14 protein-coding genes and 1 pseudogene are annotated in these 14,199 nt (G+C 71.3%); 7 read left to right on the forward strand and 8 right to left on the reverse strand.

The window, feature by feature from the left end; all coding sequences use genetic code 11:
* Nucleotides 1–4: 4 nt before the first annotated feature.
* Both A5705_RS03555 and A5705_RS03560 read right to left on the reverse strand, forming a co-directional pair.
* Complete coding sequence (locus A5705_RS03555; RefSeq protein WP_067871991.1) at nt 5–376, reverse strand: carboxymuconolactone decarboxylase family protein; 372 nt, start codon at nt 374–376, stop codon at nt 5–7.
* A complete protein-coding gene (locus A5705_RS03560; RefSeq protein ID WP_067871996.1) occupies nt 369–1,187 on the reverse strand; it encodes an SDR family oxidoreductase in 819 nt (272 codons plus the stop codon). The genes A5705_RS03555 and A5705_RS03560 overlap by 8 nt, the downstream gene beginning before the upstream one ends.
* A 21-nt stretch (nt 1,188–1,208) precedes the next feature.
* Between A5705_RS03560 and A5705_RS03565 the strand changes: the two genes are divergently transcribed.
* A complete protein-coding gene (locus A5705_RS03565; RefSeq protein WP_068275483.1) occupies nt 1,209–1,418 on the forward strand; it encodes a hypothetical protein in 210 nt (69 codons plus the stop codon).
* Here the strand turns inward: A5705_RS03565 and A5705_RS03570 are convergent.
* Nucleotides 1,370–2,212: an adenylate/guanylate cyclase domain-containing protein gene (locus A5705_RS03570; protein WP_067871999.1), complete on the reverse strand. Its 843-nt coding sequence runs from the start codon at nt 2,210–2,212 to the stop codon at nt 1,370–1,372. The genes A5705_RS03565 and A5705_RS03570 overlap by 49 nt on opposite strands.
* Nucleotides 2,213–2,315: 103 nt before the next feature.
* On the opposite strand from A5705_RS03570, the gene A5705_RS03575 reads away from it, so the two are divergent.
* The gene (locus A5705_RS03575; RefSeq protein WP_068275490.1) at nt 2,316–3,725 is read left to right on the forward strand and encodes a glucose-6-phosphate dehydrogenase; all 1,410 of its coding nucleotides are present in this window, start codon (nt 2,316–2,318) and stop codon (nt 3,723–3,725) included.
* A gap of 14 nt (nt 3,726–3,739) precedes the next feature.
* A complete protein-coding gene (gene gnd, locus A5705_RS03580) occupies nt 3,740–4,762 on the forward strand; it encodes a phosphogluconate dehydrogenase (NAD(+)-dependent, decarboxylating) (protein ID WP_067872001.1) in 1,023 nt (340 codons plus the stop codon).
* A gap of 80 nt (nt 4,763–4,842) precedes the next feature.
* Here gnd and A5705_RS03585 read toward each other — a convergent pair whose 3' ends face one another.
* On the reverse strand, nt 4,843–5,721 hold the full coding sequence (locus tag A5705_RS03585) for an alpha/beta fold hydrolase (RefSeq protein WP_067872003.1): 879 nt from the start codon (nt 5,719–5,721) through the stop codon (nt 4,843–4,845).
* A 177-nt stretch (nt 5,722–5,898) separates the two neighbouring features.
* Between A5705_RS03585 and A5705_RS03590 the strand changes: the two genes are divergently transcribed.
* The 3 genes from A5705_RS03590 (at nt 5,899) to A5705_RS03600 (ending at nt 8,798) form a co-directional block, all read left to right on the forward strand.
* Nucleotides 5,899–6,381 (forward strand): VOC family protein, encoded by a 483-nt coding sequence (locus A5705_RS03590; protein ID WP_067872006.1) that lies wholly within the window; start codon nt 5,899–5,901, stop codon nt 6,379–6,381.
* Nucleotides 6,382–6,646: 265 nt separating this feature from the next.
* Nucleotides 6,647–7,552, forward strand: coding sequence for an alpha/beta fold hydrolase (locus tag A5705_RS03595; RefSeq protein ID WP_067872010.1), 906 nt, complete (start codon nt 6,647–6,649; stop codon nt 7,550–7,552).
* 4 nt (nt 7,553–7,556) lie between these two features.
* Nucleotides 7,557–8,798 carry a WS/DGAT domain-containing protein gene (locus tag A5705_RS03600; RefSeq protein ID WP_067872014.1) on the forward strand — a complete coding sequence of 414 codons (1,242 nt, stop codon included), beginning with the start codon at nt 7,557–7,559 and terminating at the stop codon, nt 8,796–8,798.
* A gap of 3 nt (nt 8,799–8,801) precedes the next feature.
* Here the strand turns inward: A5705_RS03600 and A5705_RS03605 are convergent, their stop codons facing one another.
* The 3 genes from A5705_RS03605 to A5705_RS03615 form a co-directional block, all read right to left on the reverse strand.
* Nucleotides 8,802–9,407 (reverse strand): MarR family transcriptional regulator, encoded by a 606-nt coding sequence (locus tag A5705_RS03605; protein WP_067872016.1) that lies wholly within the window; start codon nt 9,405–9,407, stop codon nt 8,802–8,804.
* Nucleotides 9,404–10,978, reverse strand: coding sequence for a pyruvate, phosphate dikinase (locus A5705_RS03610; protein ID WP_068275485.1), 1,575 nt, complete (start codon nt 10,976–10,978; stop codon nt 9,404–9,406). The genes A5705_RS03605 and A5705_RS03610 overlap by 4 nt, the downstream gene beginning before the upstream one ends.
* Before the next feature lie 82 nt (nt 10,979–11,060).
* Entirely contained in the window at nt 11,061–11,699 is a 639-nt protein-coding gene (locus tag A5705_RS03615; RefSeq protein WP_231964181.1) for an NADPH-dependent F420 reductase, read from the reverse strand.
* Between the two features lie 24 nt (nt 11,700–11,723).
* Between A5705_RS03615 and A5705_RS03620 the strand changes: the two genes are divergently transcribed.
* The gene (locus A5705_RS03620) at nt 11,724–12,233 is read left to right on the forward strand and encodes a DoxX family protein (protein ID WP_067872030.1); all 510 of its coding nucleotides are present in this window, start codon (nt 11,724–11,726) and stop codon (nt 12,231–12,233) included.
* A gap of 1,095 nt (nt 12,234–13,328) precedes the next feature.
* Here A5705_RS03620 and A5705_RS29120 read toward each other — a convergent pair.
* Nucleotides 13,329–13,544, reverse strand: a pseudogene (locus tag A5705_RS29120) (PGRS repeat-containing protein); the annotation flags it as partial.
* Nucleotides 13,545–14,199: the final 655 nt, after the last annotated feature.

The following is a 14,199-nucleotide window of genomic DNA, read 5'->3' on the forward strand; positions in this document are numbered from 1 at the left end:
CAGCCTATGGGCGTCGAAGAACTTCGCGTGCGACCCTGCGCGCGTTGACGGCCGCCGGGTAACCCGCATAGCCCGTCATGTGGTAGATCACCTCTTCGATCTCCTCGAGGCTCAACCCGTTGTGCAGCGCGATCTGAAAATGGAGCTTCAGTTCGTCGCTGGCCCGCAGGGCGATGAGGGCGCCCAGGGTCACCAGGCTGCGGGAGCGCCGATCGAGGCCCGGCCGCGTCCACAGGGCGCCGAAAACGTGATCGAGGCTCATGTCACCGAGTTCGTCGGCGAAGCCGCCATCGCTCAGGCCGGTGGCGCCCTCCGGGATGACGCCGGGCAACATCTCCTGGAGCGCGTCCATGCCCTCGGTTCGGGCGTCAGCCATCGTTGTCTGCCTTTCGTTTTCGTGGTTCGCGGGATATCTGGTAGTCGATGTATGCGTCCCAGTCGTCGACGCGGCGGCGCAACTCATCGACGACACCCGCGTGGGTGGGTACGAAGAATCGGTTGCGCAGGATCGCGTCGGCGACCAGCTCGCCGACGGGCGCGGGGTCGAGCAACGCGAACTGCTCGCCGGGAACCCGCAGCGGCGCACCGGCGCCGAACGTCGGCACGGCGGTGGCGATGTTGGTCAGCACCGGCCCCGGGCACAGCAGGGTGACGCCGATGTTCTTGGGCCGCAGATAAATTGCCAGGCCCTCGCTGATCTGCACGATCGCGGCCTTGGTGGCCGCGTACGGCAGCCGGTCGTAGGAATAGGTGAAAAGCCCGGCGAAGGAGGCGGTGTTGACCAGATGCCCGCTGCCCTGATCGAGCAGCAGCGGCAGGAAGGCGGCGTTGCTGCGCACCAGCGACATCAGGTTGACGTCGAGAATGCGTTGCCACTCGGTCACCGGAATGTCTTCGGGCAGGCCGTTCGTCAGCACGCCGACGTTGTTCACCACGATGTCGACCCGGCCGAACCGCCGCAGCGCCGCGTCCCGAACCCCGTCGAAGGCGAGCGGATCCGAGACGTCGGCGGGCGAAACGAGGATGTCGGCGTCGGTCAGATCGCCGGCGACGTCCGCCAAGCGGGCGCTGTCGATGTCGACGGCCACGATGTGTGCGCCTCGCCCGGTGAGCGCGCCGGCGATGGCGCGGCCGATGCCACTGCCCGCCCCGGTGACGACGGCGACCTTGTCGCGAAGGGTGTTCATAGTGGTAATAGCCTGTCAACCATGCGCAGCGTTTGGAAGTGGATCGGACTGGCCGGTGTCGCCGGCGTGGTCGCCGGGGGCGTGCTGGTGGCGCGCGACCAACGCAAGCGACGCGCCTACACCGCCGACGAGATCCGCGCGCGGCTGCATCAGCGGCTGGCCGAATCCGACGGGGAGACGTTTCAGTCCAAGTCGGGGTCGGCCTCGGGTTCGACGGCGAACAAGCGGTAGCTGCCCGAAAAGCCTTTCAGCTCGACCTCGCGGCCGTCGTCGAATCGAATGCCGTCGCAGTCGGCCCCATTGTCAATGGCGTCCCGCACCGGTTCGCTGACCAAGATCTGGCCCCCGACGGCCTCCGCGGCCACCCGCGCTGCCATCGCGACGTTGCGCCCGAACAGGTCGTCGCCGCGCCGCACCGAGCGGCCCATGTGGATGCCGATCCGAACACGAATGCCGTTGTGCCGCTTACGTTTTCCGTCCTTGTTCAGCGCCTGCTGGATGTCGAGGCCGCACCGCACCGCGTCCTCGGCGCGCGAGAAGGCGATCATGTAGCCGTCCCCCTGGCTTTTGACGACATGCCCGGAATGTCGCCGCACGAGTCCCGAAACCAACTTGTCGTGCGAGCCGATCAGCTTGACCCAGGCGCGGTCGCCGATCCGCTCGTTCAGCGCCGTGGACTCCTCGATGTCGGAGAACAGGATCACCACCCGGCCGTCCGGGGTGACGCGGGCCAGGTCGGGCCGCTCCACCTCGGCCCAGTCGGCGAGGTCCTCGATGGAGCTGCGCACCGCGGCGCCGAAGCCCTCCTTGCGCATCACGTTGGCCGCGTTCCACACCCTCTTGACGGCCTCGCGGCCGCCCGACAGCAGCTGGGTGCGCGCGTCCGTCCGGTGCTGCAGCTCCTCGATCTCGCGGCGGGCGCGCACCAGCAGGACCGAGAGAACCGCGATCGCGCCCGCTTCGATCGTGGCGACCCCCGCCAGGACATAGACCGCGATGCGCAGCATGTCACCCACGCTGGTCATCCTGCCAAAGCCCGTGTTCGTTTCGGGTTGTCGGGCCCAACCGCAATGTTTAGGGTTGAGCACGGTCCGCCGCGGGTAGCGAATCTCAAGGGAGGTGCGCGTCTTGGCCGACGGTGACAGTAGCTCGTCAAATCTTTTGGTGATCTTCGGCATTACCGGTGATCTCGCACGCAAGATGACGTACCGAGCCTTGTACCGGCTCGAGTCGCGCAATCTGCTCAAGTGCCCGATCGTGGGCGTGGCCAGTGACGACATGTCGGTCGAGCAGTTGGTCGAGCGGGCGCGGGATGCCATCAAGGCGTCCGGCGAGAACCTCGACGACGCGGTGTTCGAGAGGCTGGCGGACCGGTTCTCCTACCTGCACGGCGACGTCACGGATCCCGGGCTCTATCAGCAGCTGGCCAAGCGGGTCGGCAAGGACTGCCGTCCCCTGTACTACCTCGAAATGCCGCCGTCCCTGTTCGCGCCGATCGTCGAAAACCTCGCGAAGGCCGACCTCTTGGACCATGCGCGCGTCGCGGTGGAAAAGCCGTTCGGCCACGACCTTGCCTCCGCCCGCGACCTGAACGCCCGGCTGCGTGCGGTTCTCGACGAGGACCAGATCCTGCGGGTGGACCACTTTTTGGGCAAGCAACCCGTCGAGGAGTTGCAGTATCTGCGGTTCGCCAACAACGGCCTGGCCAAGCTGTGGGACCGCGACAGCATCTCCGAGATCCACATCACCATGGCCGAGGACTTCGGAATCGAGGACCGCGGAAAGTTCTACGACGCGGTAGGCGCGTTGCGCGACGTCGTGCAGAATCACCTGCTGCAGGTGCTCGCGCTGGTGGCGATGGAGCCCCCCGTCGGCCCGAGCGACGATGACCTCAACGACAAGAAGGCCGAGGTGTTCCGGGCGATGCCGGCGCTGGATCCCGAGCGCTGCGTGCGCGGCCAGTACCGCGGCTACACCGACGTCGCCGGGGTGGCGAAGGACTCGCAAACCGAGACCTATATCGCGCTGCGGACGGAGATCGACAACTGGCGCTGGGCCGGGGTGCCGATCTTCCTGCGCGCCGGCAAGGCGCTGCCGGAAAAGGTCACCGAGGTCCGGATGTTCCTGCACCATGTTCCCGGGTTTTCGTTCCTGCCCAACCGCCGGCCGCCCGAGCCCAACCAGATCGTGCTGCGCATCGACCCCGACCCGGGCATGCGCCTACAGCTCTCGGCCCAGGCGGGTAACTCGTGGCACGACGTCCACCTCGATTCGTCGTTCGCCGAGGATCTCGGTGAGGCCGTGCGGCCCTACGAACGGCTGCTGTACGCCGCGTTCAACGGCGATCGTCAGCTCTTCGCCCGGGAGGACGCCATCGAGGAGACGTGGCGGATCGTGCAGCCGGTGCTGGACAAGCCGGGCCGCATCCACCACTACGACCCCGGCTCCTGGGGTCCCGAGGCTGCGCAGTCGCTGCTGCACGGACACCACAGTTGGCAGGAACCGTGGCTACCCCACACCAAGCAGGCGAGCAACTAAGGAGACGGGACACGATGCAGCTAGGGATGATCGGCCTGGGCCGCATGGGCGCCAATATCGTTCGGCGGGTGGCCACGGGCGGCCACGAGTGCGTGGTCTACGACCACAGCCCCGACGCGGTCAAGGCGATGGCCGGCGAGGACAACACAACCGGGGTGTCCTCGCTGCAAGAGCTGGCCGAGAAGCTCGAAGCCCCGCGAGTGGTCTGGGTGATGGTGCCGGCCGGGACCATCACCACGGGCGTGATCGAGGACTTGGCCAAGACGCTGGAGCCCGGGGACATCGTCATCGACGGCGGCAACTCCTATTACCGCGACGACATCCGCCATGCGAAGACCTTGGGCGACAACGGCATTCACTTACTGGACTGTGGCACCAGCGGCGGTGTGTGGGGCCGCGAACGCGGTTATTGCCTGATGATCGGCGGGGACACGGACGCGTTCGAGCACGCGGAGCCGATCTTCGCGACCGTGGCGCCCGGCGTGGACGCGGCGCCGCGCACCCCGGGCCGCGACGGCGAGGTCGCGCAGTCGGAAAAGGGCTACCTGCACTGCGGCCCTTCCGGGGCCGGGCATTTCGTCAAGATGGTCCACAACGGCATCGAGTACGGGATGATGGCGTCGCTCGCCGAGGGCCTGAACATCTTGCGCAACGCCGACATCGGCAAGCAAGTGCAGGCGGGTGACGCCGAGACGGCGCCGCTGTCGAATCCGGAGTTCTACCAGTACACCTTCGACATTCCCGAGGTCGCCGAGGTGTGGCGCCGCGGCAGCGTCATCGGCTCCTGGCTGCTGGACCTGACCGCCAGCGCGCTGCACGAATCGCCGGAGCTCAAGGAGTTCTCCGGTCGGGTGTCCGACTCCGGGGAGGGCCGGTGGACCGCCATCGCGGCGATCGACGAGGGGGTGCCTTCGCCGGTGCTGACGACCGCCCTGCAGTCCCGCTTCGCCTCGCGTCAGCTCGACGACTTTGCCAACAAGGCACTCTCGGCGATGCGCAAGCAGTTCGGCGGGCACGCGGAGAAGCCGGCGAACTGAATCAGCCGCGCCGAGCGTGCGTTTCGCGACCAATCACCGGCGTGTGTCGCGTCGCAAATTGCACAGTCGGCGCTTGGGAATCAGCGGCGCTCGACGAACGCGACCACGGCTTCGCTGAACGCGTCGTTGTCATCGCCGGCCGCGGTATGCCCGGCGTTGGACAGTTCGACGAACTCCGCGCGGGGCACCTGGGTCAGGAAATGCTCGACGCCTTCGGGACTGACGACGTCGGACAGCTTCCCGCGGATCAACAGAACCGGGATCGTCAGGCCGGCCGCGGCCTGCTCGAATTTCTCGGTGCGCAACTCCGGGTCGTCGCCGGGCTTGGTCATGAAGGCCGGGTCCCAGTGCCAGTACCACCGCCCGTCGCGCAGGCGCAGGTTCTTCTTCAGCCCCTCGGGGCTGCGCGGCTTTTTCCGGTACGGGAGGTAGGCGGCAACGGCGTCGGCCGCCTGCTCGAGCGTTTCGAACCCGTCGAGCCCGCTGAACATGAACTCGCGGATGCGCGCGCTGCCGCCCTTCTCGAACCGGGGCACCACGTCGACGAGCACCAGTTGCGTCACGCGGTCGGGGCCGGCCCGGTCGGCGGCGAGGATGCCGGTCAGCCCGCCCATGCTCGCGCCGATGATGACCACCGGCCGGCCGATCGCGTCCAGGACCCGCAGCACGTCCGCCGTCAGCGTCTCCACGTCGTAGTCGGCGTCGGGCGCGCGAGCGCTGTCACCGTGGCCCCGCGAGTCCAGCGCGACGACGTGAAACCCATCATCGGCGAGGATCTGGCCGGTGTTCTTCCAGGAAAACCTGTTCTGGCCGCCGCCGTGCAACATGAGGATGGTGGGCCGATCGACCGCCTTATTGGCCAGAGGGGCCGAGCCGCGGTTCCACTCGTCGGCGACGAGGGTGATCCCGTTGTGGCCGGAAAACTCGACCGTCTCGGGTTTGCTGGTTACGGCGCTCAAGGGCGTCCTCTTTCGTAGATCGCCCTTCGACGTTACCTAGGCAACCTATTCACCCTCGACCTGGGGGTCTGGCCACGGTCCGCGAGGCCGTCGCGGGCGCCGATGAGTTCTCGGCGCCGCCGCGGTCTATCACTGAGACCGCTGACAACCACCGCACCAGACCTAAAGGAGACGCGCATGCCATCGATCACGCCCTCGCTGTGGTTCGACCACGACCTGGAGGAGGCCGCGGAGTTTTACACGTCGGTGTTCCCCAACTCCCGGATCGAGGGCTTCAACCGGACCACCGAGGCGGGCCCGGGGGAGCCGGGAACGGTCCTGTCGGGCAGTTTCGTGCTGGACGGCACCCGGTTCATCGGCATCAACGGCGGGCCGCAGTTTCCGTTCAGCGAGGCGGTGTCGTTCACGGTGCACTGCAAGGACCAGGACGAGGTCGACTACTACTGGGAGCGGTTGACCGACGGCGGCGAGGAATCGCAGTGCGGATGGTGCAAGGACCGCTTCGGGCTGAGCTGGCAGATCGTCCCCGACCGGCTCTTCGAATTGATCGGCGACCCGGACCGGGCGCGCGCCGCGGCGGCCACCGAAGCGATGCTCGGCATGCGCAAGATCGTCATCGCCGACTTGGAGCGGGCCGCGGCGGGCGCGTTCACCCGGTGAGCCGGCCGATCCCGGCCACCGCGTAGGCACGGTGAATCCCCTGGTCGCGAGGGCCTCGGTGGCCGCGGCGAGGATGCCGGGGAAGCCAGCTGTCTCCCGATGCCGTCGGTAGCCCGCCCTAGCTCGGAATGCCATGTCGCCGTGGGCATCTGGCGAATTCGGTACCGGGGCCGGTGCGTGCGAATCGACCAGGCGTTAGGTTGGTCGGTGCGGACGGGCGCCGACGAGGGAGTGGACATGGCTGACGACACCGAGCGAGCCCGCGGTGGGTGAACCGGGCTGGGTCGACGTGCCCGGCCCGGCGGGGGACCTGAAGGCCCTGACCTGGGGGCCGCCGGACGGCCCGATCGCGCTGTGCCTGCACGGCTTCCCCGACACCGCCTACGGATGGCGCAAGCTCGCACCGCGGCTCGCCGAATCGGGGTGGCGCGTCGTCGCGCCGTTCATGCGCGGGTACGCGCCGTCGTCGATCCCGGCCGACGGCGACTTCCATGTGGGCGCGCTGATGGACGACGCCCTGCGGGTGCGCGCGGCCGCGGGCGGCACCGAGCACGACGTCGTGATCGGTCACGACTGGGGCGCGATCGCCGCGACCGGCCTGGCCGCACTGCCCGACAGCCCGTTCACCAAGGCCGTGATCATGTCGGTGCCGGTGTCCGCGGGGTTTCGTCGGCGCGGTAGCGCGGCCGACCGGCTGCGGCTGCTCGGCCACCTGCCGCCGCAGCTGCTGCGCAGCTGGTACATCTTCTACTTCCAATTGCCTTGGCTGCCCGAACGTTCCGCGTCCTGGGTGCTGCCGCTGCTGTGGCGGAGGTGGTCGCCCGGTTACCGCGCCGACGAGGATCTGCGCCACGTCGACGCGGCGATCGGCACGCCGGAGAGCTGGCGGGCGGCGCTGGGAACTTACCGGGCCACCATCCGCCACCCGCGGCCGCCGGCGGAGTATGCCGAACTGAACCGGCTGTGGACCGAGGAGCCCCTGCTGCCGTGCCTGTACCTGCACGGGCGCGACGACGGTTGCATGACATCGGCTTTCACCCGCTGGACGGAGAAGGCGCTGCCCGCGGGCAGCGAGGTCGCCATCGTGGAGCACGCCGGGCACTTCCTGCAGCTCGAACAGCCGGACAAGGTCGCCAGCCTGGTGCTGACGTTCATCGGCTCACCCGGCTGAAGCCATGCCGGGGCAGCGGATGGCCGCCGTCGACGCGCAGTTCTACTGGATGTCGGCCAAACTGCCCAGCGATGAGTTCCTGCTCTACGCGTTCGACGGCGAACCCGCGGATTACTCCGCCGCCGTCGAGCGGGTGTGCGCGCGGGCGCGTGCCTGCCCCGGCCTGACGATGCGGGTCGCCGACCGTGGCCGGTTGGCCTATCCGCAGTGGGTGCCGGCCGCTCTCGGGCCCGACTGGGTGGTCCGCCACGACCTGGCCGACCCCGGGTGGGGCGACTGCCTGGTGGCCGTCGCCGCCCTCGCCGACGACCAGTTGGACGTTCGGGCGATGCCGTGGCGGCTGCATGTGTTCACCCCGGTCTTCGGCATTCCCGGCGTTGCCGGGCCGGGCAGCGTCGTCGTCATGCAGGTCCCGCACGCGCTGGCCGACGGCGCCCGCGCAGCGGCGATGGCGGCGTGGTTGTTCGGCCGGGCGGCCCCGGTGCCGGGGGTGGCGGCGCCGTCGGCGGGATTCTTGCCCTTGCGGGCCGTCGAGGCGGCGCGCGCTCATCGCCGGCTGGTCCGCGACACCCGCGCCGGGCTGCTGGCGCCGCGGGCCGGGTCGCGGCCGCTGCAACCCACCAACGCCCGTCCCGGGCGCATCCGGTCGGCGCGCACGCTGGTGCGGCGCCGTTCGCAACTGGGCGGGCCCACGGTCACCCTCGCGGTGCTGGCCGCGGTCTCCACGGCGCTGTCCACTCTGCTCGAAGAGGGGTCCGACACGCTGGGCGCCGAAGTACCGATGGCCAAACCCGGTGTGCCGCATGCCAATAATCATTTCGGGAACGTCGTTGTCGGGCTGTACCCCGAGCTGGCGTTGGAGGCCCGGATCGCGCGGATCGCCGCCGATCTGGCCAACGGCCGGCGCCGCTTCGAACACCCGGCGGCCCGGGCCGCCGACCGCGCCTTCGCCGCGGTGCCCGCGGCGCTACTGCGTTGGGGCGTCGCGCAGTTCGACCCTTTCGTCCGCCCCACGCAGGTGGCCGGCAACACCGTGGTGTCCAGCGTCAACCGCGGGGCCGCCGATCTGGGCTTCGGCGGCGCCAGGGTGGTGCTGACGGCGGGATACCCGGCCCTTTCACCGGCGATGGGGCTGACCCATGGGGTGCACGGCATCGGCGACACCGTCGCTATCAGCGTTCACGCCGCCGAATCGGCCATCCCCGACATCGACGAGTACCTCGAGCTGCTCGACGCGGCGCTGTGAAAGCTATTGGGCGTCACCCGATCTGGCCGCCTCCTCGCGGGTCAGGCCGACGGCGCCGATCAGCTCCTCGTGCAGCTCGAACCACACGGTGTGGTACGAGTCGATGAGCGGCCTGGACAGCCAGGCGGTGTCGCCCGTCTTGATCTTGTCCAGCGCCGCACACAATTTCGCCGCGTAGGCGCCCAGCCGCGGCAACTGGGCGGCGGCCGCCTCGATTATCGGCAGCACCCGGGCGTGCACGTCGTCGAGGCGAGCCAGCACAGCGGCGTCGTATTCGGCGTCGTCGTGCGCATTGGGCGCGCCCCCCTTGACTTGCCAATCGGTGACCAGCGCCTTGAGGGCGGTGTTGACCGCGCGAAAGTCGTTGTAGGCGGCCCCCATCGCGCCCGGATCGACACCCGCGCGCTCCTCGGCGAGCAACTCCTCGAGCCGGGCGCGGCCGCCCGGACTGATCCGCAGCGCCGCGCCGTCGAGCAGCAGGCCCGCCGCGGTCAACCGCTCGACGGCGCCGGAGACGTCGCCAAGGTCCCGGCCCAGGGTCGCGGCAAGCTCGGCGGGACGCACCCGGCCCTTCAGCCGGACCGCCTGCAGCACAGCCAATTCCGTCATCGGGACGCCCCGGTGGTGAGGCGCAGGGCCGTCAGCATGACGGTCAGCGGGGTGACGGAAACGACGTCGGTGGCCCCGGTGTCGAGGGCCGCGCGCACCGCGGCATCGGAGGCGTCGTCCAGCCTGGGGTGATCGCCGGCGGCGTGCGCGCGCAACGGGCTGATCCGCCGCGCGACATCGGCCAGCTCGCGCAGTTCCGGCGTGTCGTTTTCCGACCACGCCGACGGGCTCAGGTCGCCCTCGCGCACCTCGCCTTCGTAGCCGTCGACGGTGATCTGCCGGCCCGCCAGCCTCGCCGCGGCGCCGTGACCGCAGCCCACCACCGCCACCCGCCCAAGCTCGCGGCTGACCACCGCCGCGTGGCTGGCTGCGCCGCCGACCTCGGTGACGATGGCCTGGGCGGCCAGCATGCCCAGGACGTCTTCGGGTCTGGTGTGGTCGCGCACCAGGATGACGCGCTCACCGCGGTCGGCGGCCTCCAGCGCCGCGTCGACGTCGATGTACGCCTTGCCCGACACCACGCCCGGGCAGGCGGGCAGGCCCTTGGCCAAAAGGTTTGCAGCCAAGCGCGTTTCGGGCTGCAGCGCGGGCAGCAGCAAAGCCGACACGTGCGCCGGCGTCACGCGGCGCAGCGCCTCGGCGTCGTCGATGAGGCCCTCTCGGCGCAGTTGCAGCGCCAGCCGCACCGCGGCCTGCGCCGACAACTCGGCCGCCCGCGTCTGCAGCAGCCACAACGCGCCGTCGTCGACGGTGAACTCGATCTCCTGGATGTCCGACGCGAGCCGCTCCATGCCGCGGGCGGCGTCCGTCAACTGGGCGTAGACGGCCGGTTGCGCGTCCCGCAAGGCCGCGATCGGTGCGACGTCGACCAGCCCCGAGACCACGTCGTCGCCCTGACCGCCCGGCAGCCATTCGCCGAAGGGTTCGTCGGCGCCGGTGATGGGGTTGCGGGAAAAGATCACGCCCGCACCGGAATTGGGGCCACGGTTGCCGAATGCCATCGCCTGCACGACGACCGCGGTGCCGCCAAGGTCGTCGATGCCGTAGTGCGCGCGGTAGGCGGCCGCGCGGGGCGAGTTCCACGAGGCGAACACGGCCTCGATGCCGGCGCGCAGCTGCGCGTAGGGATCGTCGGGCACGGATTCCGGCTTACCCACGACGCGCTGATACATGCGGGTGAATCGCTGCCGGGTGTCGCGGGCGAACCGTGATCCGCCTTCAGCCGTGAGCGCCCGTTCGACGGCGTCGTTCATCCCGACGTCCAGCAGGGTGTCCATCATGCCGGGCATGGAGTGCGTGGCTCCCGAGCGCACGCTGACCAACAGCGGGCGCGGGCCCCGCCCGAACGTCCGCGAGGTTTCGGCTTCCAGCCAACGCATCCGGTCCAGCACGTCGCCCCAGACGGCGTCGAGCGTTGCGCCCGGCTCGGCGAGATAGGCCAGGCCGACCTCGGTGGTGATGCAGAACGCCGGCGGCACGGGCAGGCGCTGCCGGCGCATCGCGTCGATGCCGTGGCCCTTGTTACCCAACAGCTCGCGCGGGTGACGCGCGCCGCCGTCGAGCGAGACCACGGCGTTGATGCGGGTCGTGGTGCACCCCCTCGTCGAGCGGCCCGTCCCGCCGGGACCTTCCCGGCAGGCCTCGACGAGTATGTCAGGAGCGTCCGCGCAGCAGCCCGAAGCCGAAGTTCGTGCCGAGGCCGCGGCGCAGCGCAAGGTGAATCCACAGCAGCCCGTAGGGCTCGAGCAGCCGCGCCAGCGTCAGGTCGCCGACGTCGACCGTCTCGAAACCGAGCTCGGCGACCAGGCCGGCGGTCACCCACTTGGCCTCGTCGTCGTCGCCGCAGACGAACATGACCGGCCGGGCCGGCAATTGCGGCCCGTCCATCATGGCGGAGCCGATCTGGTTCATCGCCTTGCACACCCGGGCGCCGCGGGCCCACTTCGCGACCTCCTCCGCCCCCGACGTGACATGCCCGACCTCGAGCCCGGAGATGTCGGGTGTCAGCGGATTGGTGCAATCGATGAGCACTTTGCCCGAGAGATCGCCGCAGCCCCGCACCGCCGCCCGCGTGGCCTGCCACGGCGTGCACAGCACCACGACATCGGCTGCGGCCGAAGCGAATTCGTTGGTCTCGACGGAGCCGAGCGACGAATACTTCGGGTCGTCAGGATTGCGGACACCGAACATGATCCGGTGGCCCCGGTCGGCCCACGCGGTGCCCAGGGCGTTGCCGACGTTGCCGGCCCCGATGATCGCGATCTTGATGTCGCGCTCCTTTCCGGGTCTCAATCGCCACCCGCTAGGTTTGCACCCATGAATGTGTATGACGTCGGGTTACTGATCCTGCGGCTGGTGCTGGGACTGACACTCGCCGCGCACGGCTTCAACAAGTTCTTCGGCGGCGGCCGGATACCGGGGACCGCGCGGTGGTTCGAGAGCATCGGCATGAAACCCGGAAAATTCCACGCCACCGTGGCCGCCACCACCGAGATGGCCGCCGGGCTGGGCCTGGCGGCGGGGCTGCTCACGCCGATCCCGGCGGCGGGCTTCGTCTCGCTGATGCTGGTCGCGGCCTGGACCGTGCACCGCGCCAACGGCTTCTTCATCGTCAAGGAGGGTTGGGAGTACAACCTGGTGCTGGCGGTCAGTGCCGTCGCGGTGGCCACGCTGGGCGCCGGGCGGCTCAGCCTGGACTGGCTGATCTTCGGCCACAACTGGTGTGACGGCTGGGCCGGCCTGGCGATCTCGGCGGGGCTCGGTCTCGCCGGCGCGGTCGGGCAATTGCTGATCTTCTACCGGCCGCCGGTCAAGCAGGCGGGATAGCCGTCCTGCGGCCGCGAGCGTAACGGCACCGCGAAACTCGGCCCGATTCTTCGCAGTGCCGTTACAGTCGCGTGGCACCGGCGGCACGCCGCCCGGCTACGGCTTCCCGGTGTTCCCGTTCTGGCCGAGCAGCACCCCGCCGGTGCCGCCGGTGCCCGGCGTGCCGGGCGGGTTGCCCGGGTCTCCGCCGTTGCCGCCGTTGCCGCCATCGCCGACCGCCACGGCGTCGCCGCCGTTCCCACCCGCGCCGCCGGTGCCGCCGAAACCGGACCCGCCGGCACCGCCGTCACCGCCGTTGCCGATCAGCCCGCCCCTGCCGCCGGCCCCGCCTGCGCCGCCGGGAGTCAGCGGGCTGGCGCCCGCAAGTCCGCCGCCGCCGCCGGAGCCGCCGGAGCCGGTGAGCATGCCGGCGTTGCCGCCGGCGCCGCCGGCCCCGCCCCTGGAATCGCCGGCGCCGCCCATGCCGCCGGCCCCGCCGTCGCCGAAGAACAGGCCGCCGTTGCCGCCGGCGCCGCCGGCACCGGCGATGCCGTCGCTGGTCCCGCCCGCGCCGCCGGCCCCGCCGCCGGCGCCCATGCTCAGGATGCCGGCATTGCCGCCGCGCCCGCCGGCGCCCGCCGCGGTCTGGCTGGCCCCGCCTGATCCGCCCGCCCCGCCGCCGCCGAACAGGCCGCCGTTGCCGCCGGTGCCTCCGGCGCCGCTACTGCCGTTGAGGCTGCTGAACCCCCCGGCGCCGCCGGCCCCGCCGTCGCCGGACAACGTGCCGCCGGCGCCGCCGTCGCCGCCGGCCCCGCTGTGCAGGCCGAACCCGCCGTCGCCGCCGACCCCGCCGCGGGCGAACAGCCCACCGGTGCCGCCGGCACCGCCGGCCCCGCCGTTACCTGCGCCGGCCGTGCCGGGTGTGAAGGCCACGCCGCCGGCGCCGCCGTCCCCGGCCGCGCCTGCGAACAAGCCGGCGTTGCCGCCGGCGCCGCCCGCGCCGCCGTTGGCGCCGGACGGTGCCCTTCCGCCGGCTCCTCCGGCTCCGCCGGAGCCGAACAGCGCGCCGTTGCCGCCGGCCCCGCCCGTCCCGCCGTTTCCGGTGGCCGACGCCCCGCCGGTGCCGCCTGCGCCGCCGGAGCCGAACAGCCCACCGCCGGCCCCGCCGTGGCCGCCGGCGGCGCCGGGCGCCCCGGAGCCGCCGGTCCCGCCGTTGCCGAACAGCAGCCCGCCGGGCCCGCCCGCGGCCCCCGTGCCGGGCGCCCCGTTGGCGCCGTTGCCGATCAGCGGGTGACCGGTGGCCGCCTGGACCGGCGCGTTGATCGCGTTGAGTGCCTGCTGCTGCAGGGCGTGCAGCGGGTTGGCGCTGGCGGGGGCGTTGAAGCCGTCCAAACCCAGCAGCTGACCGCCGATGCCGCCGGCGCCCGCCTTGCCCGGCACCTGGCCGAGGCCGCCGTTACCGGCGTTGCCGCCGTCGCCGACCAGCATGGCGTTGCCGCCGGCCCCGCCCGCACCGCCGGTGCTGCTGGCGGCGCCCTGGCTGCTGCCGCCGCTGCCGCCGTTTCCGCCGTCGCCGATGAGGCCCGACCTGCCCCCGGCGCCCCCGGCGCCGCCCTGAGACGTCAGGCCGTCTCCGCCGGCGCCGCCGGCGCCCCCCGAGCCGTTGAGCAGGCCTGCGGCGCCGCCCACCCCGCCGCGCCCGCCGGTCTGGGGGCCGAACCCGCCGTTGCCGCCCGCGCCGCCGTCGCCGAAGAGCAGCCCGCCGTTGCCGCCGGCTCCGCCCGCCCCGCCGATGCCGACCACCGGGGTGATGCTCTCGCCGCCGGCGCCGCCCGCGCCGCCCGCACCGAGGCTGAGCATCCCGGCGTTGCCGCCGGCTCCGCCCGCCCCGCCGAAGGTTGAGCCGTGCCCGCCGGTGCCGCCGTCCCCGCCGACCGGGCCGGCCCCGCCGGCCGGAACAAGGTCTGCGATCGCCTCGCCGGAGTTG

The organism is Mycobacterium sp. E787 (assembly GCF_001668725.1).
Taxonomy (GTDB): domain Bacteria; phylum Actinomycetota; class Actinomycetes; order Mycobacteriales; family Mycobacteriaceae; genus Mycobacterium.

Coding starts and splice junctions, on each gene's coding strand:
- A5705_RS03555 (WP_067871991.1), bottom strand. CDS start 376: ATGGCTGACGCCCGAACCGAGGGCATGGACGCGCTCCAGGAGATGTTG.
- A5705_RS03560 (WP_067871996.1), bottom strand. CDS start 1,187: ATGAACACCCTTCGCGACAAGGTCGCCGTCGTCACCGGGGCGGGCAGT.
- A5705_RS03565 (WP_068275483.1), top strand. CDS start 1,209: ATGCGCAGCGTTTGGAAGTGGATCGGACTGGCCGGTGTCGCCGGCGTG.
- A5705_RS03570 (WP_067871999.1), bottom strand. CDS start 2,212: ATGACCAGCGTGGGTGACATGCTGCGCATCGCGGTCTATGTCCTGGCG.
- gnd (WP_067872001.1), top strand. CDS start 3,740: ATGCAGCTAGGGATGATCGGCCTGGGCCGCATGGGCGCCAATATCGTT.
- A5705_RS03590 (WP_067872006.1), top strand. CDS start 5,899: ATGCCATCGATCACGCCCTCGCTGTGGTTCGACCACGACCTGGAGGAG.
- A5705_RS03600 (WP_067872014.1), top strand. CDS start 7,557: ATGCCGGGGCAGCGGATGGCCGCCGTCGACGCGCAGTTCTACTGGATG.
- A5705_RS03605 (WP_067872016.1), bottom strand. CDS start 9,407: ATGACGGAATTGGCTGTGCTGCAGGCGGTCCGGCTGAAGGGCCGGGTG.
- A5705_RS03620 (WP_067872030.1), top strand. CDS start 11,724: ATGAATGTGTATGACGTCGGGTTACTGATCCTGCGGCTGGTGCTGGGA.